We start from the raw sequence: 25,746 nt of genomic DNA on the forward strand, positions 1-25,746 counted from the left end.
GCCCGGGCCGGTGCTGCCGGCCCAGGCTCCCCCGGCCTTACAATGGCCGTTACGTTCCACCCTCCATTCCCGGCCGTCCCCTGGAGCCTGCTGTCCAATGAATTTCCGTTCCGCCGCCACCGCCCTGGCCGCCACCCTGGTGGTGGGCCTGGCTTCCGCCCAGACGCCGCTGCCGACCCCGGCCACGCCGGCGCCTGCCGCCGCCGCTGCCGCCCCGGCCACCGTCGCGACCCCGCCGGCCCCGGCCCCGAGCGTGTCCAAGGCCTGGGTCCTGATGGACTACGCCACCGGCCAGGTGCTGGCCGGCGAGAACATCCACGAGCAGCTGGCCCCGGCCAGCATCACCAAGGTGATGACGTCGTACGTGGTTGCCGCCGAGGTCAAGAACGGCAAGGTCCGTGCAGATGACCAGGTGATGATGAGCGAGCGCGCCTGGCGCGAAGGTGGCGCCGGTACCGACGGCAGCTACAGCGGCTTCCCGGTCAACCAGACCGCACGCCTGGAAGACATGGAAAAGGGCATGGCGATCCAGTCCGGCAATGACGCCGCGATCGCCCTGGCCGAGCATGTGGCCGGCAGCGAAGAAGCCTTTGCGTCGCTGATGAACAGCTACGCCGCCAAGATCGGCATGAAGGACTCGCACTTCGTCAACGCCCACGGCCTGACCGCACAGGGCCACCACAGCACCGCCTACGACCTGGCGCTGCTGGGCCGCGCGATGGTGCGTGATTACCCGGAAACCTACGCGTACAACAAGATCAAGGAATTCCAGGTCGGCAACATCAAGCAGCCGAACCGCAACCTGCTGCTGTGGCGCGATGGCAGCGTGGATGGCATCAAGACCGGCCACACGTCCGAAGCCGGCTACTGCCTGATGAGCTCGGCCCAGCGTGGCGACCAGCGCCTGATCGCCGTAGTGCTGGGTGGTGCGTCGGAGAAGCAGCGTGCCGACGACAGCCTGGCCCTGCTGAACTGGGGCTTCCGCTTCTTCGAGACCCACCGCCTGTACGAACCGGGCAAGGCCGTGGCCGAGCACAAGGTCTGGAAGGGCACCACCGACAAGGTACAGCTGGGCGTGGCCCAGCCGATGCTGGTGAGCGTGCCGCGCGGCCGCTACAACGACCTGAAGCCGAGCATCGACGTGCCCAAGACCCTGGAAGCACCGTTCACCGCCGGCCAGCAGATCGGCACCGTGAAGGTCACGCTGGATGGCAAGGTCATCGCCGAGGCACCGCTGGTGGCCGTGGCCGCCGTCGAGCAGGCCGGCTTCTTCAAGCGCCTGTGGGACAGCTTCTGGATGTGGTGGGAATCGGAATGATCCACGCCTTGGCGTGGTGAACGAAAAGGCCGGCAAATGCCGGCCTTTTCTGTTTCGGAAGGCCGCTTCCCCCCGCACGCGGGGGCTAGAGCCGGCCGCTGGCCGGCTCCGCGTGAGCCCATCCGGATGCGGGTCGTGCCGGCCGCTGGCCGGCTCCCCATGAACCCACCCGGATGCGGGTAGAGCCGGCCGCTGGCCGGCTCCCCAGCAACTCATCCGGAACTGCCGGCAGCCGGCCAGCGGCCGGCACGACCTGCAGCGCCTGACTTGCAAGAGCGATGCGGTAACCGGTGTGCCGACCAACGGTCGGCACCTACCCGCTTCACCCTCAGCCCCTCGCCTACAGCGAGCGGCTGATGGTGAAACTGCCGAACACCGGCGATTGGCGCTGGCCGTTGAACTCCCGCGTGCTGTGGTAACGCGCAGCGGCGAACTTCCAGCGTCCGTACATCACGGCCACGCCATAGCCGCCGTAGGCCACCACATGGCGCTTGTCCACGCTGTGACTGTTGCGGAACGTGTTGCCATCCAGCGTGATGTCGCGGATCACCCAGGCCGCGTCCGAGGTCGCGAACAGGTGCCAGGACCAGCCATTGGGACGGCCGCTGCGGGTCGGTGCCGTGTTCTCACCGGCCGGGCGCAACGGCGTGCTGCCGAAGTCGTCCGGCAGCTTCCAGCCGAAGCGCACTTCACCGCCGAGGTTGGCCTTGGTTTCCAGGTTGCCGATCGAGCCGCCGTAGTGGCTGATCGCGTCCCAACCCCAGCCGTCGGCATTGATGCTGGCATCACCCGGCCAGCGGCGCATGCGCTCATGGGTCAGCATGAACAGCGGCTCGTTGTGCAGCTGGTTGTCCCAGCCCTTGAATTTCTCGTCGCCCAGCACTTCGTGCACGGCATTCTGCACCTGCTTGCCCTGTGCCCACGGGCCAACTACGCCCAACGTCAGCTGGGTGGTCTGCAGGCGGTCGCCGCTGCGCGCATTGAAACCGAAATTTGCGATCAGTACGCCCGCGTAAGGGCGGTCGTCTTCGATCAGGTCCCTGCGGCTGAAATCGGTCGGGGTGAAGATGCCCTGGCCGATGCTGAAGATCATGTTCTGCTGTTCGAACCTGCCCGGATGCAGGCCTTCCAGGTACTGGTTCACCCAGCGCGCCATGCGTGGAAGGCACGGGTCGTCGGTGTAATCGACCAGATTGGGCGAGACCAGGGTCAACAGCGCACCGTTGGTGTAGCCCTGGTCCTGGTGGCGGCCGCCGAACAGGTCGTTGTCGACGCGGAAATTGACCTGCGGCGGGTGATCGCGCATCGCGTCCGGGCCACATTGTTCGGCCGCCTGGGCGGCAAAGGGGAGGGCAGAGGCCAGCAGGCCGGCCAGCCCGAGGGCTGCGACACTACGCATGGATGGAATGCTCATGGGGAAGGGGGCGGTTTTCTGTCGTTTTCTGCAACGCTACGGTACTCGTGCCCGCGCGCCGGAACGAGCACGTTGGGATCACTTGTCTGTTCCGAAAACAACATTGTCCGGCGGACACAATTCGTTACCCGCGCACGCGCCGCAGGCCTGGCGTGAAGGCGACTGCAGGCCGCGCGCACGATGCCCCGGTCAGTGAGGGGCCGAAAGAACCAGTCAGCTGCCGTTGGGCTCTCCGCCCCCGCTTTTGGGCCAGCTGCAACGCAGCAGGCCGCCAGTGCTGTCTTTGACGTTGATGAATACTCTTGGGTTTGTTGCCCTGCGGCCCGATAATGGGGCCATGGAAATCAAGTCCGACAACCCCGACCACGGCTTCCAGTTCCCCGGCCAGTTCGAGCTCAGCGCCATGGGCCCGGCCAACCGCGGCCTGGAGCATGAGCTTCCCCGTCTGCTGCTGGCTGCCGGCATCGATGTGGTGAACGAACGCATCAGCTGGAAGCATTCGTCCAACGGCAAGTACGTGTCCGTCCGCATCGTGTTCAAGGCCGAGAGCCGCGAGCAGTACGACCTGGCGCACCAGGCGCTGCGCGACCACCCGGAAGTGAAGTGGACGCTGTAGCCGACAGCTGCCCGGCCGAAGCCGCCCCGGAAGACCGCGCGCCGCGTCCGGCGGTGGTCCGCGACCTCGGCCGCCAGGCGTACGAGCCGGTGTGGCGCGCCATGCAGCGCTTCACCGACCAGCGCAGCGACGCCGACGCCGACGAACTGTGGGTAGTCGAGCACGATCCGGTGTTCACCCTGGGCCAGGCCGGCAAGGATGAGCACGTGCTGGCGCCGGGTGACATCCCCGTGCTGCACGTGGACCGTGGCGGCCAGGTGACCTATCACGGGCCCGGCCAGATCGTGGTCTACCCGCTGTTGCGCCTGCCGCGGCTGGGCATCGGTGTGCGCGACTACGTGTGCCGCATCGAGCAGGCCCTCATCGATACCCTGGCCGAGTGGAACATCGGCGCCGAACGCCGCGAGGGCGCCCCGGGCGTCTACGTCGGTGGCGCCAAGATCGCTGCGCTTGGCATCCGCGTGCGCCGCGGCTGCACTTTCCATGGCCTGGCCTTCAACGTGGCCATGGACCTGGAACCCTTCCACCGCATCAACCCCTGTGGCTATCAGGGGTTGCAGGTGACCTCGGTGGTAGACTTGGGCGGCCCCTCCGGGCTGGATGCCGTCAAGCCGGTGCTGCTGGACCACCTGGCCCGCCAGTTCGGCCTGCTGCTGCAGCACACGCCGGAACTGCCCGATCTTTCTGCGGCCGCCTGACCGCCCCCCGGAACTGCCATGACTGAAACCACCGCCCGTTCCATTCCCCTGCAGATCGTGCAGGGCGACTCTCCGTCCGCCGCGCCGTTGCAGGCCGGGGTCAAGCAGCTGGGCGGTGACAAGATCAACCGTTCGCCGGTGCAGTTCGCCGACGCGCCGGTGCTGCGCAAGCCGTCCTGGATCCGCGTGCGCATTCCCTCGGGCAACGCCGTGCAGAACCTCAAGGCCAAGCTTCGCGAGAACCGCCTGGTGACGGTGTGCGAGGAAGCCAGCTGCCCGAACATCCACGAATGCTTCGGCCATGGCACCGCCACCTTCATGATCCTCGGCGAGGTCTGCACCCGCCGCTGCTCGTTCTGCGACGTGGCCCATGGCCGCCCGAAGCCGCCGGATGCCAACGAACCGGCCAGCCTCGGCCAGACCGTGGCCGACATGGGCCTGAAGTACGTGGTGGTGACCAGCGTCGACCGCGATGACCTGCGTGACGGCGGTGCCCAGCACTTCGTCGACTGCATCACCGCCATCCGCGAAAAGTCGCCGGGTACCCGCATCGAAGTGCTGACCCCGGACTTCCGTGGCAAGGGCCGCATGGAGCGCGCGCTGGAGATCCTGGCGCAGAACCCGCCGGATGTGTTCAACCACAACATCGAGACCGTGCCGGAACTGTACCGCAACGTGCGCCCGGGTGCGGACTACCAGTGGTCGCTGAACCTGCTGAAGAACTTCAAGGCGCAGCACCCGGACGTGCCGACCAAGAGCGGCATCATGCTGGGCCTGGGCGAAGACTTCGAACAGATCAAGGCCACGATGCGCGACCTGCGCGCGCACGATGTGGACATGATCACCATCGGCCAGTACCTGCAGCCGACCGCGCATCACCACCCGGTACTGAAGTACTGGACCCCCGAGGACTACAAGGCGCTGGAAGACTACGGCTACGCGCTGGGCTTCAGCCACGTGGCGTCCGGCCCGATGGTGCGCTCGTCGTACCATGCTGACGTGCAGGCCAAGGGCGCCGGCGTCTCCTGAGGTGGGTGCGGACCGTTGGTCCGCACGCCTCTGCCTGCCGTAGAGCCGAGCCCATGCTCGGCTGCTTGCTGCCGGCCAGCCGAGCATGGGCTCGGCTCTACCTGCATTCACAATTTGCTACACCGGCCCGGCTAGGCTGGTTTTCCACCGAGCGCGGCCGGATGACAAACCCGGCAACTTTCGGCACTGTCGTGGTGTCTGAACACCCTGCAGTCTCCCCCTTGGCAAGGCGCCTTCGAGCACGTCAATGAAATTCAAAGCCCCCGCATTCCTGATGGCCCTGGCGCTGGTCGCGCCGCTGGCGCTGGCGGCCAAGGCCGACTCGCCCGCATTGCCCGCGGCGGCCACCGCCGATCAGGTGACCACCTCCAAGCTGGTGTACGGCCTGTTGTCCGACAGCCGCTACGCCTACCGCCCGCGCGCGCTGGACGAGGCCACCTCCAAGGACGTGTTCAAGCGCTACCTGGAGACCCTGGACGGCGGCAAGCAGTACTTCACCCAGGCCGACGTGGCGCGCTTCGCGCCGTTCGAAGCCAACATCTCTTCGGCCATCCGTGGCGGCGAGCTGGAGCCGGCGTTCCAGGTGTTCGCGGTCTACAAGCAGCGCGTCGGCGAGCGCGTGGCCTATGCGCGCAAGCTGCTCAAGCAGGAGCCGGACTTCACCACCGACGAGCGCTTCGAATACGACCGCAAGAAGGTTCCGTGGGCGGCCAGCAGTGCCGAACTGGATGAGCTGTGGCGCAAGTCGGTGAAGAACGACTGGCTGCGCCTGAAGCTGGCCGGCAAGAAGCCGGACGACATCCGCAAGACGCTGGACAAGCGCTACGCGACGCTGGAGAAGTCGGTCAACGAGCTGAAGGGCGAAGACGTCTTCCAGTTCTTCATGAACGCCTACACCAGCGCTGTCGATCCGCACACCGACTACTTCACCCCGCGCACCGCCGAGAACTTCAACCAGGCGATGTCGCTGTCGCTGGAAGGCATCGGTGCGCAGCTGCAGCGGCAGGACGACATGGTGGTGATCCGCGAGATCATCGCCGGTGGTCCGGCCGCAGTGGACGGCACCCTGAAGCCGGGGGACCGCATCGTTGGCGTTGGCCAGGGCAAGTCCGGCCTGGTCGAGGATGTGATCGGCTGGCGCATCGACGACGTCGTGGCCAAGATCCGCGGTGCCAAGGATACCCAGGTCAAGCTGGAATTCATCCCGGCCGCCGAGGGCGTGGACGGCAAGCACCACACGCTGGTCCTGACCCGCCAGAAGGTGCGCCTGGCCGAACAGGCCGCCAAGGGCGAGACCATGAGCATCCCGGCCGCCAACGGCGAACCGGCGCGCAGGATCGGCGTGATCAAGCTGCCGACCTTCTACCAGGACTTCGAAGGCCGTCGCCGCAACGCCGCTGACTACGCCTCGGCCACCCGCGACGTCGCCAAGCTGCTGGCCGGCTTCAAGAACGACAAGCTGGATGGCGTGGTGCTGGACCTGCGCAACAACGGGGGGGGCTCGCTGGATGAAGCGATCGAACTGACCGGCCTGTTCATTGAACAGGGGCCGGTGGTGCAGGTGCGCGAGTCCGGTGGCCGCGTTACCGTCAACAGCGACCGCAACCAGGGCGTGGCGTGGGACGGCCCGCTGGCGGTGCTGATCAACCGCGGTTCGGCCTCGGCCTCGGAGATCTTCGCCGGTGCCATCCAGGACTACGGCCGTGGCCTGGTGATCGGTGAAACCAGCTTCGGCAAGGGCACCGTGCAGAACATCGTCGACCTCGATCGCTGGCCGAGCGGCGAAACCCAGCGCTTCGGCCAGGTCAAGCTGACCATCGCCCAGTTCTTCCGCATCAGCGGCAGCAGCACCCAGCACAAGGGTGTGGTGCCGGACCTGGCCTTCCCGGCCAGCGTCGATGCCACCGAATTCGGCGAAAGCACCTACGACAACGCCCTGCCGTGGACCCGCATCGCCGCCGTGCCGCACACCCAGTACGGCAACTTCGCGCCGCTGCTGCCGAAGCTGGAGACCCGCCACGACGCGCGCATCGCCACTGACAAGGAATTCCAGTGGTGGAACGAGGACGTGGAGCAGTTCCGCACCGAGGCCGCGAAGAAGTACATCTCGCTCAACGAGGCGACCCGTCGTGCCGAGCGCGAGCGGCAGGACGCCCAGCGCAAGGAGCGCCAGGTGCAGCGCAAGGAACTGGGCCTGGCCCTGGACCCGCTGGCCGACGACAGCAGCGACGATGGCCTGACCGGCAACGAGCGCGACATCGTCAAGGATGCCGCCCGTGAGAAGGCCGCTGAAAAGCGTCCGGACCCGCTGCTGCGCGAGTCGGCTTCGATCCTCGCTGACGCGGTCAATCTGCTGGCCAATGACCGCCCGCTGTCGGCCCAGGTGCTGCCGCAGTCCACCGGCGCGGGGCGCTGGGCGGACTGAGCCGGCCACGGAATATGACACCTCAGGGGCCGGCATTGCCGGCCCCTCGGCGTAAAAGGGGACGGAGGGAATTAAGTCGTTTGTGGCACAAACGACTTAATTCCCTCCGTCCCCTTTTTCGTGCATGAACCGGGAGCAACGTGGGAGGGTATGTCGACCTGCCGCACACGGGGGTGGGACTACCCTTGGTGCTTCCGTTCTCGCAGGAGTACCCATGCGGGCCTCCCGTCTTTCCAGCGCCGCCGCGGCGCTCACCAGTGCCCTGATCCTCTCGGCCTGCGGTGGCCGTGCCGCCGACAGCACCGTGTTGCGCGAGTCCTTCGATTCCGGCGATACCTTCTCGCGCACGGTCGATGGGCGCCCGGGCGAAGCCTGCGAAGCGGCGCGCCGCACGCTGCTCAGCCAGGGCTATGCCATCGCCCGTTCCGACGATGCACAGGTGGAAGGCAACAAGAACTTCCAGCCGCGCGAGGATGACCATGAGCAGCTGGTGCTGCGCATCTCCTGCGCCCCGCGTGGCGGCCAGACGCTGGTGTTCGTCAGCGCAGTGCAGGATCGCTATGCGCTGAAGAAGAGCCCGACCTCGGCCAGTGTCGGTGTGGGAGCGCTGGGTTCGGTATCGCTGCCCTTCGGCAGCAACGACGACTCGCTGGTGAAGGTGGCCAGCAGCACGGTCACCGATGCCGAGTTCTATCGTCGCTTCTTCCAGCGCCTGCAGCAGTACCTGCCGGCCGCGGCGGGCAAGCCGTCGCCATCGCCGGCCGCGGCACCGGAGCCCGCACCCGCACCGGCGGTCACGGACCAGGGCTGAGCGTGCGCGGCAGGTGGCTGATTGCAGCCCTGCTGCTGGCGCCCGCGTGGGTCGTCGCAGCGCCATCCCCGGACTGTACGCAGGGCCTGTTGCAGCGGTTGGGGTGGCGCTTCGAGGATGCCGAGCTGCGCACACCGCAGGTACACAAGGGCCCGGTGTGTACGCGTTCCTCGCTCGCCGCGGCACAGGCAGCGGGTGACCTGCGCGTACGCTGGCCGGCGGATCTGCCTGCAGGCGAACGACAGGCACTGCTGCAGCAGCTGCTGGAAGACCCTGCTACGGTCTGCGCCTATGCCTTCGAGCTGGGGGCGGCCACGCGGCGCGCGACCTCGGCATTGCAGGGCAATGCCACGTTCCGCTTCTCCGGCCCGCAACTGGGCTGGATCGGCTTTGGTCTGCGCGGCGCGCCCGCACAGGGCTGGCAGCGTACGCGCAGTTTCGGCCGTGGCTTCGTGCCCAGTGCGGGCAACAGCCATGCGCTGCAGGCGTTCTACAGCGGTGCCGTGCGCGCCGAGTGCGGTGTCGGCCGCCAGGTCGCGCAGCTGGCCACCCAGCGCGAGCTGTATGGCGATGCTGCGTTCGATACAGAGTTCGCAGCGGATGAACTGTCGATCGGCACCTTCCTCGCGCTGCGCGCCACCGACAGCATCCTGCTTGGCGCGCACGCGGGCGAGTTCTTCGCCGATGGCAAGGCGGTGCGCACCTCGGCGATGGGGCGGCAGGCGTTCGTGGGTGTGCCCGGCTTCATCGAACATGTGTACGACAACGGTACGCTGGATGACCTGAGCAACCAGGCCGAGAACTTCGTGGTCGTCACTGTGGGCGAGGGCGCTGCGCAGGCCCTGGCGCAGCACGGCGGCCTGGCCTGGTACGACCAGCGCAATGCCGAACTCTGGAAACTGGCGCAGGACATCCCGCGCATCGGCCAGCGCTACTTCGAGCGCCTGCTGTTCGAGCGCGATCCGCAGTTGCGCGCACGGCTGGCGCCGCGCTACCACGACACGCTCGCGCGCATGGACCAGCTGCTGGACGATCCGTTCTACCAGCAGTTCGTGATCTATGTGCATCCACGCGGTATACGTCCCATCGGCTACCACGTCGCCCGCCTGCTCGATCGCAACCCGCGAACCCCGTTTTCGATCGACCTGGCGGTGCACAATCTGCATACCACGCTCTACCGGCGTTGGCGCGAGGCGCAGCTGCGCCACTGCGCGGCTACCGGCAGGCCAGGCAGCCTGACCCTAGACCCCAACTGAAGGTGAAACAATGGATATTGCAATGATCGGCCTCGGCCGCATGGGCGCCAACATGGCCCAGCGCCTGCATCGCGGCGGCCACCGCGTGGTCGGCTACGACCCGGGCGAAAGCGCCCGCCAGCGCGCCGCCGAGGCCGGCCTGGAGGTGGTCGATTCGCTGGCCGCCGCCGTGGCCGCGCTGCCGGTGCCGCGCGTGGTGTGGCTGATGGTACCGGCCGGCGAAACCGTCGATCAGACGCTGGGCCAGCTGACCCCGCACCTGGCCGAGGGTGACATCGTCATCGACGGTGGCAACTCCAACTACCAGGACTCGATCCGCCGCGCCAAGGCGCTGGCCGAGGACGACCTCGGCTACGTCGACTGCGGCACCAGCGGTGGCGTGTGGGGCCTGCAGGAGGGCTACAGCCTGATGGTCGGTGGCGAAGCGTCGGTGGTGGAGCAGATCGCACCGTTGCTGCGCACGCTGGCCCCGGCCGAAGATCGTGGCTGGGGGCGCGTCGGCCCGTCCGGTGCCGGCCACTTCACCAAGATGGTCCACAACGGCATCGAGTACGGAATGATGCAGGCCTATGCCGAAGGCTTCGCGCTGATGGAGCGCAAGCAGGAGATGGAACTGGACCTGGCGCAGGTGGCCGAGGTGTGGCGCCACGGCAGCGTGGTGCGTTCGTGGCTGCTGGACCTGAGCACCGAAGCCCTCAAGCGCAATCCTTCGCTGGATGGCATTGCCCCGTACGTGGAGGATTCCGGCGAAGGCCGCTGGACCGTGGCCGAAGCCATCGCGCTGGATGTGCCGGCGCCGGTGATTACGCTGTCGCTGCTGGAACGCCTGCGCTCGCGCGAATCGAATTCGTTCACCGATCGCCTGCTGTCGGCGATGCGCAATGAATTCGGCGGCCACGCCATCAAGAAGTCGTAAGCACGAAGCCGGGGTCGGAGCCCTTTCCGCAGGAAAGGGCTCCGACCCCATCAGGAAAGCTGTCTCCGATCGTTTCCACGTCATTCACGCATGGCGTCGATGTGTCGACCAAGGTCGACACCTACCAACAGCCGCAGGAATCTGTCGAAGGCGGGGTGGGGCCGGTTGCGGGGGCGTGAGCCGCATGGATGCGGCGACCGAGCCTACAGGGACGTATTCACGGCGTCCCTCGCAACCGGCCCCACCACGTCATTCACGGAATGCCCGCTTTAGACGTTGACGTTGCCGTTGATTCGGCAGGTGCAGGGCGCAGCCCTGCCGATCACCCCAACGCGATTCGCCGCCCTTCGCGCGCGCTGTCCATGCCGGCCTGCAGCAACCGCATCAGCTGCAGCGCCTGCACCGGGCTGACCGTGGCTTCGCCCTCGCCGTGCATCGCCGCCGCGAACTGCGCATACAACCGGCGATAGTCGCCGGGCAGGTTGTCGACGGTGCTGCGTTGCACGTTGTCTTCGGTATCGCAGCGCACCAGCTCGCCATGCCGCGGATCGAGGCCCCAGCCTGGTGCGCCCGGCGCGACGCCGCGGCGCAGCTGCGCCTCCTGCACGTCCAGCCCGTGCTTGATCCAGCTGGCGGCGCTGCCATGCACACTGAAGTGCGGCGTCTGCGCTGCCACCAGGGAACCGGCGTGGACGATCGCCCGATGCCGTGGGTAGTGCAGTATCGCGTGGAAGTAATCGATGCCGCCGCCACCTTCGCGCTGCACGGCCAGGTCGGCATCGATTGCCTCGGGCCAGCCGAACAGCACCAGCATCTGGTCCAGCAGGTGCGGACCGAGGTCGTACCACAGGCCACTGCCGGGCCCGTCCTGTTCGCGCCAGCGGTCGCGCACCCGCGGACGGTAACGGTCGAAGTGCGCGTGGCACTCGGCCACGTCGCCCAAGCTGCCTTCGGCCAGCAGCGACTGCAGGGTGAGGAAGTCGGCATCGAAACGCCGGTTCTGGAACACGGTGGCGATGCGCCCGGCATCGCGTGCCGCAGCCAGCACCGTTTCCGCTTCGGCCACATCCAGCGCGAACGGCTTGTCGACCAGCACATGCTTGCCTGCCGCCAGCGCCGCGATGGCCAGTGGCGCGTGCTGTTCGTTCGGCGTGGCGATCACTACGGCATCCACGGCCGGATCATCGAATACCTGCTGCGGCGTGGCACGCACGTGCACATCGCTGAACGTCCGCAGCAGGGTGTCGCGTTGTGAACTGACGATGCTGTGCAGCGCCAGCCCGGGGGTGTGCTGGATCAGCGGTGCATGGAAGACGCGGCCGGCGAGGCCGTAGCCGATCAGGGCCAGTTGCAGGTCGGGGCGCATGGCAGGGCTCCGGCAGTGGGAAGGGCAGGGTAAACGACGGGTGCTGGCAGTCCAAAACTGAACGGTTGCCATTGGAAACGTTTCGATTCACGGCGGCATGACCGCAACGCCACGCCTGCTCTACGGTGGGTTGTCCAGACTGGCAGCACATTCCGAAGGAGTACGACACGATGAGCAATACCACCCGCACGCTGATTGCTTCCGCCCTGACCCTGGGCCTGGCGCTGTCCTCCTCGGCCGCATTCGCCAAGGACCCGGCCGCGAAGAGCCCGCCGACCAGCACCCATCCGACGACCCATGCTGATCGTCACGACTCCAACGAGCCGGTGACCGATACCTGGATCACCACCAAGGTGAAGGCCGATCTGCTGGCCAGCAGCAACGTTCCGGGCACCGAGATCAAGGTGGAAACCGTGAACGGCGTGGTCAGCCTGAGCGGTGCCGTCGCTACGCAGGCGGAGAAGGACAAGGCGGTCAACACCGCCAAGGGCATCAAGGGCGTGACCCGCGTCGATGCCGCCGCACTCAAGGTCAGCGCCGCTGCCAAGCGCTGAGCATCCACCGACCGTTGAACAGGGTGGGCGCCCCGCAGGGGGCGCCCACTCGCGTATGGGGCCGGCTGCGGGGGCCCGTTCAGCCTGCCGCGCTTTGGGCTCCAGAGTTGTGATTGCCTGCGCTATATTGCCGGTTCCGCCGCAGCCGGGCTCGTCCCGGGTCCCGCTCCGCGGCCGTGCTGACGAGGAACTATGGCGCTGGTTTTCAGTGACGACATCTGGGACCGCTGGCGGTTGCCGGCCCTGGCGCTGGCGGCTGCCGCGATCATCGTGGTGCCGTGGTTGACCCTGCGCAAACTGCAGCAGGACAGCGAAGAGGCGATGGCCTGGGTCAACCATACCCAGTCCGTTGGCGTGGCGCTGCAACAGCTGCAGGCCGATGTGCGCGACGTCGAATCCGCCGCCCTGACCCTGTCCAAGGGCGTGGATGCGCCCGGCCTGCGCGAGCGGATGGCCAAGGCCAACGAGATCCCCGGGCGCCTGGCCGAACTGGGCCGGATGACCCGTGACAATCCCGATCAGCTGATCCGCATTGGTCGGATCGAATCGATGCTCGAAGGCCGCATGGCGCTTGCCCGCGAGCTGGCCCGGTCCGAACCGAACTCTGACCAGCGTGAGCTGGTGCAGGACCTGAGCACGCGTTATCCGATCCGTGGCCTGGTGGAGGAGCTGCAGGCCAGCGAGCAGAATCTGCTGGCACTGCGCGCTCAGCAGGCCGCGCGCCAGCGCAAGCAGACCGAACTGGTGTCGTGGAGTTCGCTGGCGATCCAGCTGGCCCTGCTCGGCCTGGTGCTGTGGCTGCTGCAGCGGCAGATCGGCCGCCGCCTGCATGCGGAACGGCAATCGCTGCGCTCGGCCGCACGCGCGGCATCGGTGCTGCAGACCGTGCGCGAACCGATCGTGCTGCTCGACCGCGACCTGCGCGTGCAGCTGCACAACCCGGCGTTCGCCGAACTGTATGACCTGCAGGACGAGCGCGCCGATGGCCTGCTGCTGGAAAACATCGGCGACGGCGCCTGGCGGGATCCGGTGGTGCGCCAGCGCCTGGCCGATGTGCTGTCGCGTGGCCGCGAACTCTGGGACTTCGAGCATGAGCAGCGTACCGCCGATGGCATGGTGCGCTACATGCTGCTCAACGCACGGCGCATGCCGCTGCCCGACACCGATGACGAAGTGGTGCTGCTGACCATCAGCGACGTCACCATGCAGCGCGCAGTGCAGCTGCGCGTGGAGGAGCTGAACCGCCAGCTGGAGGGCAAGGTCGCGCAGGTGTCCGAGGTCAACCGCGAGCTGGAAGCCTTCAGCTACTCGGTTTCGCATGACCTGCGTGCGCCGCTTCGCCACGTGGCCGGATTCTCCGACAAGCTGTCGCGCCACCTCGGCGACGCCGCCGATGACAAGAGCCGGCATTACCTGGAGGTGATCTCCAGTTCGGCCCGGCGCATGGCGGCGCTGATCGACGACCTGCTGGTCTATTCGCGGCTGGGCCGCGCGGCGATGCGCCAGCAGGCGGTGGACATGCAGTCGCTGGTGGCCGATACCCGCGCCATGCTCGATGCCAACCTGCAGGCCGAGGCCGAGAACAGCGGCCATGCGCACCACGTGGAGTGGAGCATCGCGCCGCTGCCGATCGTGGTGGGCGACGAGAACATGATCCGCCAGGTCTGGCTGAACCTGCTCGGCAACGCGGTGAAGTACTCGGGCAACCGCGAGCCGGCGAAGATCCGCGTGGACTACCAGCCGCAGCCCGATGGCGGCCATCAGTTCACGGTCAGCGACAATGGTGCAGGCTTTGACATGGCCTACGCCGGCAAGCTGTTTGGTGTATTCCAGCGCCTGCACAAGGCCAGCGACTACCCGGGTACCGGCATCGGCCTGGCCAGCGTGCGCCGCGTGCTGACCCGCCATGGCGGCCGTATCTGGGCCGAGGCCGAACCGGACGTCGGCGCCACCTTCCACTTCTACCTGCCTCCCGCGATCGACGCGGACAAACAAGGGCCTTCTGCATGACCACTCTGCGCACCATTCTTCTCGCCGAAGACAGCCCGGCGGATGCCGAAATGGCGATCGATGCCCTGGAAGAGGCGCGTCTGGCCAATCCCATCGTGCACGTCGAAGACGGCGTGGAAGTGATGGACTACCTGCTGCGCCGCGGCGCCTTCGCCAATCGCGAGGAAGGCCTGCCGGCGGTGCTGCTGCTGGACATCAAGATGCCGCGCATGGATGGCCTGGAAGTGCTTCGGCAGATCCGCGAGCATGAAGAACTCAAGCGCCTGCCGGTGGTGATCCTGTCGTCCTCGCGCGAGGAAAGCGATCTGGCCCGCAGCTGGGACATGGGCGTGAACGCCTACGTGGTCAAGCCGGTGGACGTGGACCAGTTCTTCGGCGCGGTGCAGACCCTGGGCAAGTTCTGGGCGTTGATCAACCAGGCACCGGAACTCGAGTGAGCCCATGCCCCTGACCGGTCCCGCCCTGGGGGCGCTGCGCATCCTGCTGGTGGAAGACTCACCAGAGGATGCCGAGCTGATGTCCGAACAGATGCTCGACGCGGGCCTGGACGCCCGCTTCGAGCGTGTCGAGAGCGAGGCGGAACTGCGCCAGGCACTGGCTGCGTTCCAGCCGGACATCGTGCTGTCCGACCTGAGCATGCCGGGGTTCTCCGGTGATGACGCGCTGCGCATCGTGCGCGAGACCTCGCCGGACGTGCCCTTCATCTTCGTCTCCGGCACGATGGGTGAGGAGAACGCGGTGGCGGCGCTGCAGAAGGGCGCCAATGACTACATCATCAAGCATCTGCCGGCGCGCCTGCCGTCGGCGGTGGCGCGTGCGATCCGCGATGCACGCAGCGCGGTGGAGCGTGCACGGGTGGAAACCGAGCTGATGCGCGCGCAGCGCCTGGAAAGCCTGTCGCTGCTTGCTGCCGGCCTCAGCCATGACCTGCGCAACATCCTGCAGCCATTGCTGATCATGCCGGACCTGCTGAAGGCGCGCACCGAGGATCCGCAGCTGCACCACCTGGCCGATGTCATCGCCGAGTGCGGTCGCCGTGGCCATGAGATGGCCGAATCGATGCTGTCGTTCGTGCGCGGTTCGCGCAAGCCGAGCGAGCGCATCGAGATCGATGGCCTGTTCGACGCGGTTGCACTGCTGTTGCGCAGCAACGTGCCCGATGCCGTGCGCCTGGAACTGCAGGTGCAGGACGAAGGCCTGGTGGTCGATGCCAACTACACCGAGCTGCAGCAGGTGATGTTGAACCTGGCGCTCAACGCGATCCAGGCGATGCCCAACGGCGGTCGCCTGAGCCTGACCGCCAGCCATGCCGGCCAGCGCGATGGCGTGGACTGGATGCGGATCTGCGTGGCCGATGAAGGCATCGGCATGGATGCAGACACGCTGTCGCACCTGTTCAATCCGTTCTTCACCACCAAGGCCGACGGCACCGGCCTGGGCCTGATTTCCTGCAAGCGCATCGTCGAAGGTGCCGGCGGCAGCATCCATGTCAGCAGCCAGCCGGGGCAGGGCACCTGCTTCGAACTGCACTTGCCGATGCACGAAGCCAGCGACGGTAGTGAGCCGATCGAGCAGCTGGTGGCCCTGGGCAGTGGCCAGTCGATCCTGGTGGTCGATGGCGAGGCCACGCGCCTGTCGTTGCTCGGCAATGCGCTGTCAAGCCAGGGATATCAGCTGCAGCTGGCCTCCGATGGCCCGGCGGCGCTGCGCTGGATGCAGCAGGAGGCAATGCCGGCGCTGGTGATTGCCGACGCCGGCTCGAAGTTGTTGCCGGCCAGCCAGCTGCTGGGCGAGATGGCCACGCTGGGCTATCGCGGCCCGGCGCTGGTGCTGGAAGACGCAGCGGTGGAGGTGGCGGCCGATGCATTTCCCGCTGGCGTGCAGGTGCACGTGCTGCGCAAGCCGCTGCAGATGCAGCAGGTGTTCCGCGCGGTGTCCGAAGCGCTGGGCTGATGTCGCGGTAGTGCCGGCCGCTGGCCGGCATCCCTGTGTGGTGGGATCAACGCGGTTGTCGGCCAGCGGCCGGCACTACCGTTCGGCAGGTTCCCAGGGGAAGCGTGGCAGGGCGTCCACTGCCTGTTCCAGCCGCTGCAGATGCAGCTGGTGTTCCGCGCGGTAGCCGAAGCGCTGGGCTGATGCCACGGTAGTGCCGGCCGCTGGCCGGCATCCCTGTGTGGTGGGATCAACGCGGTTGCCGGCCAGCGGCCGGCACTACCGTTCGGCAGGTTCCCAGGGGAAGCGTGGCAGGGCGTCCACTGCCTGTTCCAGCCGCCGCGACCAGTTCTGGTGAATGTCCGCATACAGCGTGGAATCCGCACCCAGCCGCAGCTGCTGGCCGATGCGCAGTTCGCCGTCGCGCAGCAGCGCCAGGTCGATCGGCAGGCCCACCGACAGGTTGGAACGGATGGTGGAGTCCAACGAGACGATCGCCGTGCGTGCGGCATCCTCCAGGCGCGTGGCCGGGCTGAGGATGCGGTCGAGGATCGGCTTGCCGTACTTGGATTCACCGATCTGCAGGTAGGGCGTCTCCGGCGAGGCGGCGATGGCGTTGCCGAGCGGATAGATCATGTACAGCCCGGGGCGCTCGCCGGCGATCTGCCCGCCGAAGATCAGCGTGGCCTGGGTATTGACCCCATCGTGGCCATGTTCGCTGTGGTTGCTGTGCACCTGGCTGTCCACCAGCAGCTGGCCGACGTACTCGGCGGCTTCGAACAGGTGGGTCATGTCGCGCAGGTTGGGCGCGCGCCGTTCGTCGGCATCGCGCCCCAGGCGCGACACCAGCAGCTGGGTGGTGGCCAGGTTGCCAGCCGCCATCAGCACGTAGGCTGCCTGGCCGGGATACTCGAACACGTGCAGCTTGCGGTGCACGCGCACATCGTCCAGCGAGGCATTGGTCCGGGTGTCGGCAGCGAAGACCAGGCCCTCGTCCACCTCGATTCCAACGCAATAGGTCATGTCGGTGCCCTATCATGTGCATCCCGGATTGTAGGCAGGCCGCCGTGACGACGGCATGTCCACGCCCCCATTGCTGCCACCTGAACCGCATGACGACCGTGCTCCTGAGCCTGGGCAGCAATGTCCAGCCCCGCCGCTACCTCCACGCCGCGGTGGCGGCCCTGCGCGAGCGCTTCGGCGCGCTGCAGGTATCGCCGGCCTACCGTACCGCCGCGGTCGGCTTCGATGGCCCGGCCTTCCTCAACAATGCGGTGGCGATCGAGACCGATCTGCCGCTGCAGGAGCTGGACGACTGGCTGCACGCGCTGGAAGACGCGCACGGTCGCGACCGCAGCGGGCCGCGCTTCTCCGACCGGACCCTGGACATCGACGTGGTGTTCTATGGCGACCTGGTGCTGGAAGGCCCGGGGCACCTGCGCATCCCGCGGCCGGAGCTGAAGCACGCGTTCGTGCTGAAGCCGCTGGCCGACATCGCGCCGGGCTTCATCGACCCGGTCAGCGGGCAGGACCTGGCCACGCTGTGGCGCGCGCACCCGCAGTTTGGCGAGGCGTTCGAGGTGGTGGATCTGGAGTGACGGGGTCAGATCCCTTTTCCCGCCGGGGAAAGGGATCTGACCCCGTTGTGGACCCCGGCAACCTTTCAGCTGACCGTACGCCCGCCATCCACGCGCAGGGTGTGGCCGGTGACGAAGCTGGCCTCGGCCACCAGCCAGTACACCGCCTCGGCGATCTCCTCGACGGTGCCGATCCGCGCCAAAGGCGTGCGTGCCAGCAGCGCCTCGCGGGCGAAATCATCCTTGCCCTGTTCCGGCCACAGGATCGCACCCGGCGCTACTGCATTGACCCGCACCTTTGGCGCCAGCTCCAGCGCCAGCGCGCGCGTTGCCATCTCCAGCGCGGCCTTGGCCATGGTGTAGGCGATGTGGTCACGCATCGGGTCGGTGCCGTGCAGGTCGGTGAGGTTGATGATGCAGCCCTGCTGGCGGCGCAGGTAGGGCGCTGCCGCCTGTGACAGCAGCAGCGGCGCGCGTGCATTGACCGCATACAGCGCGTCCATCGCCTCGGCGGTGACCTGGCCGAGCGGGGTGGGGAAGAAGTTGGAGGCGTTGTTGACCAGCGCGTCCAGGCGGCCGAAGTGGGTGACGGCCTGTTCGACCAGATCGGCCAGGGCGTCGGCGTCACGCAGGTCGGCCTGCAGGGCCAGCACGCTGCCCGGGCGCACGTTGTCGAAATCGAACGCAGCCTGCTGCAGCTCGGCGCTGGAGGTGTTGGCGTGCAGCACCACCGACCAGCCACAGGCGTGGAACTGGCGGGCGATGGCCGCACCGATCCGGCGCGCGCTGCCGGTGATCAGGACCACGGGGTGGGTATCGCTCATCGAGGGTCCTCCAAGGCTCGGCTATCCTGTGCACCATTGTCACCGCATTCGAAGACGCCATGCAGCCCACCTTCCCCCTGCCCGAAGCCGATGCCCTGGCCCACAGCGACCAGCTGGCCGCTGCCCTGCGCGCCGAAATCCTTGCGCAGGGCGGGGCAATGCCGTTCTCCCGCTTCATGGAGCTGTGCCTGTACACCCCCGGCTGGGGCTATTACAGCGCCGGCGCCAGCAAATTCGGCGGCAGTGGCGACTTCACCACCGCGCCCGAGCTCGGCAGCCTGTTCGCCGGCAGCGTGGCCAACGCGCTGGCGCCGGTGTTCGCCCAGCTGGGTACGCAGGCGCGGATGCTGGAACTGGGCGGTGGTACCGGCGCCTTCGCCGAAGCGGTGCTGCTGCGCCTGGCCGAGCTGGACGCGCTGCCGTCGCGCTACGCCATCCTCGAACCCAGCGCCGACCTGCGCGAGCGCCAGCAACAGCGCCTGCAGCAGAACCTGCCGGCCGAGCTGGCCGCACGCGTGGACTGGGTCGATCGCCCGTTCGAAGAGGACTGGGAGGGCGTGGTGTTTGCCAACGAAGTGATCGACGCGCTGCCGACGCCGCGCTTCCTGATCCGGGATGGCGAGGTCTACGAGGAAACCGTGGAACTGGACGCCGAAGGCAACTTCATCCGTGGTGCGCAGCCGGCCGACATCCTGCTCAACGGTGCGGTGCGCCACATCGAGCGCTACCTGGAGCGCCCCTTCGCCGAGGGCTACCGTTCCGAGGTGCTGCCGCAGCTGCCGTACTGGTTGCAGGCGGTGGCGGGCGGCCTGCAGCGCGGCGCGATGCTGTTCATCGACTACGGTTACAACCGTGGCGAGTTCTACCAGCACGACCGCGATGAGGGCACCGTACGCGCGTTCTACCGCCACCACGTGCACAACGACGTGCACCGCTGGCCGGGCCTGCAGGACATCACCGCGTCGGTGGATTTCACCGCGATGGCCGAGGCCGGCATGCACGGCGGTTTCGAGCTGGCGGGCTACTGCAGCCAGGCCAGCTTCCTGCTCGGCAACGGCCTGGACCAGGTGCTGTCGCTGGCCGAGGAGCGCACCGATGAAGTCGGTCGTATCCAGCTGCGCGACCAGGTGAAGAAGCTGACCCTGCCGACCGAGATGGGGGAGCGCTTCCAGGCGATCGGCCTTCAGCGCGGCGTCGACTTCGAGCCCGCCTTCGAGCTGGGTGACCTGAGCTGGCGCCTGTGAGCGATGCGCTGCCGCTGATCAAGCCGCTGCGGCGGCCGCGGCTGTGGACCGCGCTGTGGTTCAGCGCGGTGCTGCTGGTGATCGTGGTCTGCCTGATCCCACCGCCACCGATTCCGTTGCCGGAAAACGGCGACAAGGGTGAGCACTTCCTCGCCTATTTCATCCTGGCTGGCAGCGCGGTACAGCTGTTCCGGCGCGGACGTCCGCTGCTGTGGGTGGGCGTGGGCCTGGTGCTGATGGGGATCGGCATCGAGTTCGCGCAGGGCGCATTGACCGATGACCGCATGGCCGATCCGATGGACGCGCTGGCCAACACGATCGGCGTGCTGGCCGGCCTGGCTACGGCACTGACCCCGCTGCGCGATCTGCTGCTGCGCTGGCGCGGGTAAAGTTCCTGTAGAGCCGAGCCCATGCTCGGCTTCCTCCCAAAGGCAGCCGAGCATGGGCTCGGCTCTACAGTAGATCCACGCCATGCGTGGATGAAGTGCCCGAGGTGCCGACCAAGGTCGGCACCCACCAGGATAGGCCTGCCGTTACTTCCCCAGCGTGACCTCATCCAGCACCCACATCGCCGGGCGCGTGTCGCCGGTGAAGTTGATGCACAGGTCACCGGTGCCCTGGGAGCCCTTCGGCAGCGTCGCACGCAGCGTCACGAAGCCATCGGCATCCGGCGTGGCCGGCAGCGGCACTTCGGCCAGCACCTTGCCGCTGCAGTCGCCGCGACGCACCAGCATCTCGCCATGCGCACGCTTGGCCTTCTCGAAGCGACGCTTGGGCTCGTCGTGGGCCAGCTGGAAGTAGTACGGAATACGCCCCGCGCGGACTTCCACGCTGCCGATGCCGTCCAGCGGTGCCTGTGGCCAGCGCCAGCATGGCTGGAAGATGTCCACGTTGAACACCGCGCGGTTTCCTTCGCGCGGGCCATCGTCCTCCAGGCGCAGCACCAGCCCCTTCTTGCCCACGCAGCTGAGCAGTTCGTCACTGCGGCGGCTGAGCAGCGATTGCGCACTGAAGTCCGCGACCGTCGGCTTCGCCGCCAGCATCTGGCCCTGGTAGAACGCGGCGGCCTGCACCGTGGTCGGCAGCGTACTGGTCAGCGGCTGCTGGTACAGCGGCGACTGCGCCGTCACCGGCTGGCCATCGGTGCTGTAGCGCACCTCATAGCCCAGCGGGTTGGCCAGCGACACGGTCACCGTGTTGGCGGCGCGGTTGTCGGTGTAGTCCACGCCCACTTCGAACGGGGTCTGCGCGTAGGCCAGGCCCCAGGCGCGGTAGCGTTGCAGCTGCGCGGGCAGGCGCGCGAGGAAATCGCGGAAGTCGCGATGCTCCGGCGTGCTCCAGCCGGTCTCGGCCACCGCGGCCAGGCGCGGGAACAGGTTGTGCTGCAGGCGCGCATAGGTGCGCGTGTGTTCGGTGAACATGTTGGCCTGCAGGCCGAGGATGTGCCCGCGCTTGTCAGCGGCCAGCTCGGCCGGCACGGGCTCGAAGTTGTACAGCTTGCCGAGGTTGACCTGGGCCGGGCGGCCCGGCGGTTCGTTCGGCGAGGCCGTCTGCAGGTAATCCAGATAGAGGTAGCCCACGGGCGACATGACCACGTCATGGCCAGCACTGGCCGCGGCCAGGCCACCTTCGGTGCCCTGCCAGGACATCACCGTGGCCTGCGGCGGCAGCCCGCCTTCAAGGATTTCATCCCAGCCGATCAGGCGCCGGTCGTGCTCCTCCAGAAAGGTCTCCAGGCGCTTGATGATGTGGCTCTGCATGGCCATTTCATCCTTGATGCCCAGCGCACGCATGCGCTGCTGGACCTGCCTGGAGGCTTCCCACTGGTCCTTGACCGCCTCGTCGCCGCCGACGTGCACGTACTTGGCCGGGAACAGTTCGATCACTTCCTCCAGTACGTTCTCGAGGAAGGTGACAGTACTGTCTTCCACGTTGAACAGGTTCGGGAACACGCCCCATTCGCTGATCGGCTTCAGCGGGGTATTGATCGAACCCACTTCCGGGTATGCGGCAATCGCTGCGGTCGCGTGCCCCGGCACATCGATTTCCGGAATCACCTGGATATGCAGCTTCGCGGCATAGGCAATCACTTCGCGGATCTGGTCCTGCGTGTAGAAGCCGCAATACGGATGCTCCTTGCCAGTGACCGGATCGATGCCACCGTCGCCGGCCGGCAGGCGGCAGCTGCCCACTCCGGTCAGCTTCGGATAGCGCTTGATCTCCATGCGCCAACCCTGGTCATCGGTCAGGTGCCAATGGAAGGTGTTGAGCTTGTGCGCGGCCATTGCGTCGAGCACGCGCTTGATCTCGTCCAGGCTCTGGAAATGCCGCGCCGAGTCGAGCATGAAACCGCGCCAGCTGAAGCGTGGCGCGTCCTGGATCTGCACCGCTGGCAGCACGCCGTTGCTGCCGCCGGTGGCGAGCTGGGCGAGGGTGGTTGCGCCATAGAACAGGCCGGTTTCGTTACCGGCCTGTACCACTACGCCCTGTGCGGTGCTTTCCAGCGTGTAGCCCTCGCCGCTGTCGCGGAAGGTGGGCACGATCTGGAAGCGGATGCCACCGGTCCTGGCCGCCGCCTTGCCCTTGGCCAGCCCCAGGCGCGGGCCGCCACTGCGCGCCAGCAGGTCGGCGAACTGGCTGGCGACGCGCTGTGCGGCCTCGCCTTCGGCCTGCAGCACGGTATCGGCGCGCACGGTGATGCCGCTGCCCTGGCCAGGCTGCACATTGCTGGGGGCGGGAATCAGCATCAGGCTGCCGGCACGCAGCTGCGGGCCGGGTGCCTCAGCGGCCGGCATGGGGGCGGCGGCAAGTGCCGGCAGTGCCGGCAACAGGGCGAGCAGGCTGCCCAGCAGCACTGCGCTGCGCATCCGGGCGCGGGAAGGCTTGACCATCGGTACGACTCCTTGGAACGGTGCGATGAACGCTATACATGAAAAACGCCGGGCCCGGAATGACCCAGGCCCGGCGTGCGTGCACGACTCGGCGATGTTGCCGCCGCTGGATCAGTACTTGAAGCGGAAGTTGAGGTAGTACTGGCGACCGTTGCTGTAGAACGAGGTCGGGATGGCCGCAGTCTGGTAGTACTTGTAGGTCGGGTTGTTGAGGTTCAGGCCATCCAGGGTGATGCTCAGCCAGTCGGTGGCCTTGTAGCTCAGCGACGCCGACAGCGTGCCGAAGTCATCCTGGTAGTACGGATTGGTGCCCGACAGGCTGATCAGGAACGAGGAACGGCGGGTATAGCTGACGCGGGCGCCAAAGCGCTCGTTCTCGAAGTAGGCACCCACGTTGTAGGTGTTCTTCGAGGTGCCCAGCAGGTTGTGCGAGCCGTCCGACCAGGTGTGCGAGGTGGTGCCGTTGGCGTAGGTGTAATTGGCATTGACGCCGAAGTACTCGCCGATCGGCTGTTCGTAGGCCACTTCCACGCCGGTGACCTTGCCGTCGGCATTGATCGGGGTGGAGATCTGGTAGGTCTCAAGCTGGTTGGTCAGTTCGCTGTACAGCTGGCGCGAGACCACGTCGAAGGCGATGTAGTCCTTCAGGTTCATGTGGTACGCGCCCACCGACAGCAGGCCGCGCGGCATGAAGTACCACTCCAGGTTGGCGTCCAGGTTGGTCGACAGGGTCGGCTTGAGGTTCGGATTGCCACCGCCGCCGGTGCGGTTCAGGTCCGAACCGTACGAGGAGGCACCCAGTGCCGAGTAGTCCGGCAGGGTCTGGGTCTGCGAGGCGGCGACGCGCAGCACCAGCGAGTCGTCCAGGTCGAACTTGATGTTGGCGCTGGGCAATACGCGGTTGCGCTTGTTCTGGAAGGCCAGGCGCTCCCACATGCCGAACAGGCTGCTGACATCGGCATCGGCGGCCTTGCTGACGGCGTTGTAGGTGTCGATGTCCTGCTTGATGTTGACGTAGCGCAGGCCGACGTTGCCGCTCCACCAGTCGCCGCGGAAGTTGGCCTGCACGTAGCCGGCGAAGTTCTTTTCCTTCACCTTCCACTCGGCGCCATAGTTGTGGCGACCGGTCGGGCCATCATTGCCGGCCAGCCAGGTGGAGTTGTTGGTCACCGCGTCCTTCAGCGCGCCCGGGGTGAAGTACCAGAGGTTGCGCGGGAAGGTGCCGCCGATGTCACCGGCAAAGCCGCTGGGATAGTTGGCCGTCGCACCGTTCTTCAGCGCGCTCCAGATGTCACCCGGGGTTGCACCTTCCGGCGACAGCGCTTCGCGCTTGTGGTCGGCGAAACGCAGGCCGAAGTCGATCGAGCTCAGCACGCCGCCATCGTTGAAGTACTGGTTGAAGTCGAGCGTGGCCCACTTCTCCTTGTCTTCAGCGGTGACCTGCTGGTTGCCCCAGGTGCCGAAGCTGGTCACGCCGTTGGGCGAGATGTCGCCGCCGACGTTCCAGTCGATCGGCGAGCCATTGCCGTGGGTAGCCCAGCTGGCGCCGCCGCCGTTGGCCAGGGTGACCTCGGCGATGTACTGGCGCGGCGTCTCGCCGGTACCCTTGGTGCTGCCGGCCTGGAATTTGGCGGTCAGGCTGTCGCTGATCTGCCAGTCGGCATCGAAGGTGACATAGCTCGACTTGGCCTTCGACTCGCGGTAGATCATGTCGTACACCGCATAGTCGGTGCCGGGCACGCCCTTGTAGTTGGCGTTGGTCAGCACGCCGTCCTTGACCACATAGCCCGGATCCGGCGCCTGCGACTTGGCGAAGCTGTTGCCGAACATCATGAAGTTGCGGTTGTAGTTGTTCGCCTTCAGCTCGGAGCTGAAACCATTGAGGCCGAGGGTGAGGCTGTCGCTCGGCTTGAACTGCAGCGAGACCAGGCCGCCCTTGCGCTCGCGGGTCTGTTCGAACAGGGTCGAACCCAGCAGGCCCGGAACGTTGACGCCGATCAGGTCCGGATTGGTCCTGGCGACCGGATCGTTTGCGCCGATCTTGAAGAAGCCACCCGGGATTTCCTGCGCTTCACGGCGCAGTTCGCGCTTCTGGCTGAAGCCCTGCACCATCACGCCGAAGGTGCCTTCGTCGTTCTTGTAGTTGAACAGCGCCGAATATTGCGGGTCGTTCGACTTGGCCTGGTCCGAGCGCACCAGGCCGATCGAGCCTTCCGCGGTGAACGGCTTGGAGAATTCCAGTGGCTTGCGGGTGATGATGTTGACGGTACCGGTGGTGCCGCCGTCCTGCAGCTTGGCCTGCGAGGACTTGTTCACTTCCACCGAGCTGACCAGTTCGGACGGCAGCAGCGAGTAGCTGACGCTGCGGCCGACGTTGTTGCCCTGGCTGAGCACGAACCAGTCGGCCGAACCGACGGTGTGGCCGTTGATCAGGGTCTGGGTCAGGCTCGGGCTGGTGCCGCGCAGGCTGACACGGTCGGCTTCGTCGAAACCGCCTTCATCGGCGCTGGACGAGCTGATGTTGACGCCCGGCAGGCGCTGCAGGGTGTCGGCGACGTTGTGCGCCGGCAGCTTGCCCACGTCCTCGGCGGTGACCACTTCCACGCGCGCATTGGCTTCGCGCTTGGTGTCCAGCGATTTTTCCATCGAACCACGGATGCCGGTAACGGTCACGGTGTCCAGGTCGGTGGCGGTCGGGGCAGCCTGCTGCGCGTGCGCACTGAAGGCGATGCAGCTGACGATGGCGGCCGAAAGCAGGGTCTTGCGGGTATTCATGATGTCTCTCCTCATCACTCGATTGGATGCCGGCGGCGGTGTTCGATAACGGTTGCGATGACATGCGCGGGGCGGCGGCGAAGTCCCGTG

Annotated in this window: 21 protein-coding genes; 15 read left to right on the forward strand and 6 right to left on the reverse strand. The window is 67.0% G+C overall.

Annotation, left to right across the window (positions count from 1 at the left end; genetic code table 11):
• The first annotated feature begins 97 nt into the window (after positions 1-97).
• Positions 98-1,318: a D-alanyl-D-alanine carboxypeptidase family protein gene (locus AC5P98_RS08700; protein WP_014648443.1), complete on the forward strand. Its 1,221-nt coding sequence runs from the start codon at positions 98-100 to the stop codon at positions 1,316-1,318.
• Between the two features lie 340 nt (positions 1,319-1,658).
• Here the strand turns inward: AC5P98_RS08700 and AC5P98_RS08705 are convergent, their stop codons facing one another.
• Positions 1,659-2,717: a lipid A deacylase LpxR family protein gene (locus AC5P98_RS08705; RefSeq protein ID WP_080281880.1), complete on the reverse strand. Its 1,059-nt coding sequence runs from the start codon at positions 2,715-2,717 to the stop codon at positions 1,659-1,661.
• A gap of 352 nt (positions 2,718-3,069) precedes the next feature.
• On the opposite strand from AC5P98_RS08705, the gene AC5P98_RS08710 reads away from it, so the two are divergent.
• The 7 genes from AC5P98_RS08710 (at position 3,070) to gnd (ending at position 10,483) form a co-directional block, all read left to right on the forward strand.
• Complete coding sequence (locus AC5P98_RS08710) at positions 3,070-3,348, forward strand: YbeD family protein (RefSeq protein ID WP_005411067.1); 279 nt, start codon at positions 3,070-3,072, stop codon at positions 3,346-3,348.
• Positions 3,336-4,046 carry a lipoyl(octanoyl) transferase LipB gene (lipB, locus tag AC5P98_RS08715; RefSeq protein WP_014648440.1) on the forward strand — a complete coding sequence of 237 codons (711 nt, stop codon included), beginning with the start codon at positions 3,336-3,338 and terminating at the stop codon, positions 4,044-4,046. Before AC5P98_RS08710 ends, lipB begins: the two co-directional genes overlap by 13 nt.
• Before the next feature lie 18 nt (positions 4,047-4,064).
• Complete coding sequence (gene lipA, locus AC5P98_RS08720) at positions 4,065-5,075, forward strand: lipoyl synthase (RefSeq protein WP_049408083.1); 1,011 nt, start codon at positions 4,065-4,067, stop codon at positions 5,073-5,075.
• A gap of 247 nt (positions 5,076-5,322) precedes the next feature.
• Entirely contained in the window at positions 5,323-7,500 is a 2,178-nt protein-coding gene (locus AC5P98_RS08725) for a carboxy terminal-processing peptidase (RefSeq protein WP_014648438.1), read from the forward strand.
• A 214-nt stretch (positions 7,501-7,714) separates the two neighbouring features.
• Positions 7,715-8,311, forward strand: a complete 597-nt coding sequence (locus tag AC5P98_RS08730) for a DUF2242 domain-containing protein (RefSeq protein WP_049407861.1) — start codon at positions 7,715-7,717, stop codon at positions 8,309-8,311.
• Between the two features lie 2 nt (positions 8,312-8,313).
• Entirely contained in the window at positions 8,314-9,567 is a 1,254-nt protein-coding gene (locus tag AC5P98_RS08735; RefSeq protein WP_080354550.1) for a hypothetical protein, read from the forward strand.
• 10 nt (positions 9,568-9,577) lie between these two features.
• Positions 9,578-10,483 carry a phosphogluconate dehydrogenase (NAD(+)-dependent, decarboxylating) gene (gene gnd / locus AC5P98_RS08740; RefSeq protein ID WP_049407863.1) on the forward strand — a complete coding sequence of 302 codons (906 nt, stop codon included), beginning with the start codon at positions 9,578-9,580 and terminating at the stop codon, positions 10,481-10,483.
• A gap of 322 nt (positions 10,484-10,805) precedes the next feature.
• Here gnd and AC5P98_RS08745 read toward each other — a convergent pair whose 3' ends face one another.
• Positions 10,806-11,849 carry an oxidoreductase gene (locus tag AC5P98_RS08745; protein ID WP_049403946.1) on the reverse strand — a complete coding sequence of 348 codons (1,044 nt, stop codon included), beginning with the start codon at positions 11,847-11,849 and terminating at the stop codon, positions 10,806-10,808.
• A gap of 170 nt (positions 11,850-12,019) precedes the next feature.
• Between AC5P98_RS08745 and AC5P98_RS08750 the strand changes: the two genes are divergently transcribed.
• From AC5P98_RS08750 to AC5P98_RS08765, 4 genes are all read left to right on the forward strand, one after another.
• Positions 12,020-12,403 carry a BON domain-containing protein gene (locus AC5P98_RS08750; RefSeq protein ID WP_014648433.1) on the forward strand — a complete coding sequence of 128 codons (384 nt, stop codon included), beginning with the start codon at positions 12,020-12,022 and terminating at the stop codon, positions 12,401-12,403.
• Between the two features lie 192 nt (positions 12,404-12,595).
• Positions 12,596-14,413: a sensor histidine kinase gene (locus tag AC5P98_RS08755; protein WP_046432554.1), complete on the forward strand. Its 1,818-nt coding sequence runs from the start codon at positions 12,596-12,598 to the stop codon at positions 14,411-14,413.
• Positions 14,410-14,850, forward strand: coding sequence for a response regulator (locus AC5P98_RS08760; RefSeq protein WP_005411057.1), 441 nt, complete (start codon positions 14,410-14,412; stop codon positions 14,848-14,850). The genes AC5P98_RS08755 and AC5P98_RS08760 overlap by 4 nt, the downstream gene beginning before the upstream one ends.
• A gap of 4 nt (positions 14,851-14,854) precedes the next feature.
• A complete protein-coding gene (locus AC5P98_RS08765; protein WP_046432552.1) occupies positions 14,855-16,366 on the forward strand; it encodes an ATP-binding response regulator in 1,512 nt (503 codons plus the stop codon).
• A 258-nt stretch (positions 16,367-16,624) separates the two neighbouring features.
• On the opposite strand, the gene AC5P98_RS08770 is transcribed toward AC5P98_RS08765, so the two are convergent.
• Positions 16,625-17,368, reverse strand: coding sequence for a proteasome-type protease (locus tag AC5P98_RS08770; RefSeq protein WP_032960219.1), 744 nt, complete (start codon positions 17,366-17,368; stop codon positions 16,625-16,627).
• A gap of 89 nt (positions 17,369-17,457) precedes the next feature.
• On the opposite strand from AC5P98_RS08770, the gene folK reads away from it, so the two are divergent.
• A complete protein-coding gene (folK, locus tag AC5P98_RS08775) occupies positions 17,458-17,943 on the forward strand; it encodes a 2-amino-4-hydroxy-6-hydroxymethyldihydropteridine diphosphokinase (RefSeq protein ID WP_014648428.1) in 486 nt (161 codons plus the stop codon).
• Positions 17,944-18,008: 65 nt separating this feature from the next.
• Here folK and AC5P98_RS08780 read toward each other — a convergent pair whose 3' ends face one another.
• A complete protein-coding gene (locus AC5P98_RS08780; RefSeq protein WP_049403852.1) occupies positions 18,009-18,746 on the reverse strand; it encodes a pteridine reductase in 738 nt (245 codons plus the stop codon).
• A 59-nt stretch (positions 18,747-18,805) separates the two neighbouring features.
• Between AC5P98_RS08780 and AC5P98_RS08785 the strand changes: the two genes are divergently transcribed.
• A complete protein-coding gene (locus AC5P98_RS08785; protein WP_014648426.1) occupies positions 18,806-19,990 on the forward strand; it encodes a class I SAM-dependent methyltransferase in 1,185 nt (394 codons plus the stop codon).
• On the forward strand, positions 19,987-20,379 hold the full coding sequence (locus AC5P98_RS08790) for a VanZ family protein (protein WP_032960224.1): 393 nt from the start codon (positions 19,987-19,989) through the stop codon (positions 20,377-20,379). Before AC5P98_RS08785 ends, AC5P98_RS08790 begins: the two co-directional genes overlap by 4 nt.
• Positions 20,380-20,523: 144 nt before the next feature.
• Here the strand turns inward: AC5P98_RS08790 and AC5P98_RS08795 are convergent, their stop codons facing one another.
• Both AC5P98_RS08795 and AC5P98_RS08800 read right to left on the reverse strand, forming a co-directional pair.
• Entirely contained in the window at positions 20,524-22,881 is a 2,358-nt protein-coding gene (locus AC5P98_RS08795; RefSeq protein ID WP_049407462.1) for a beta-N-acetylhexosaminidase, read from the reverse strand.
• Between the two features lie 111 nt (positions 22,882-22,992).
• Positions 22,993-25,656 carry a TonB-dependent receptor gene (locus tag AC5P98_RS08800; protein WP_046432541.1) on the reverse strand — a complete coding sequence of 888 codons (2,664 nt, stop codon included), beginning with the start codon at positions 25,654-25,656 and terminating at the stop codon, positions 22,993-22,995.
• Between the last annotated feature and the right edge of the window lie 90 nt (positions 25,657-25,746).

This window comes from Stenotrophomonas sp. YJH_SMC_135 (assembly GCF_059372355.1).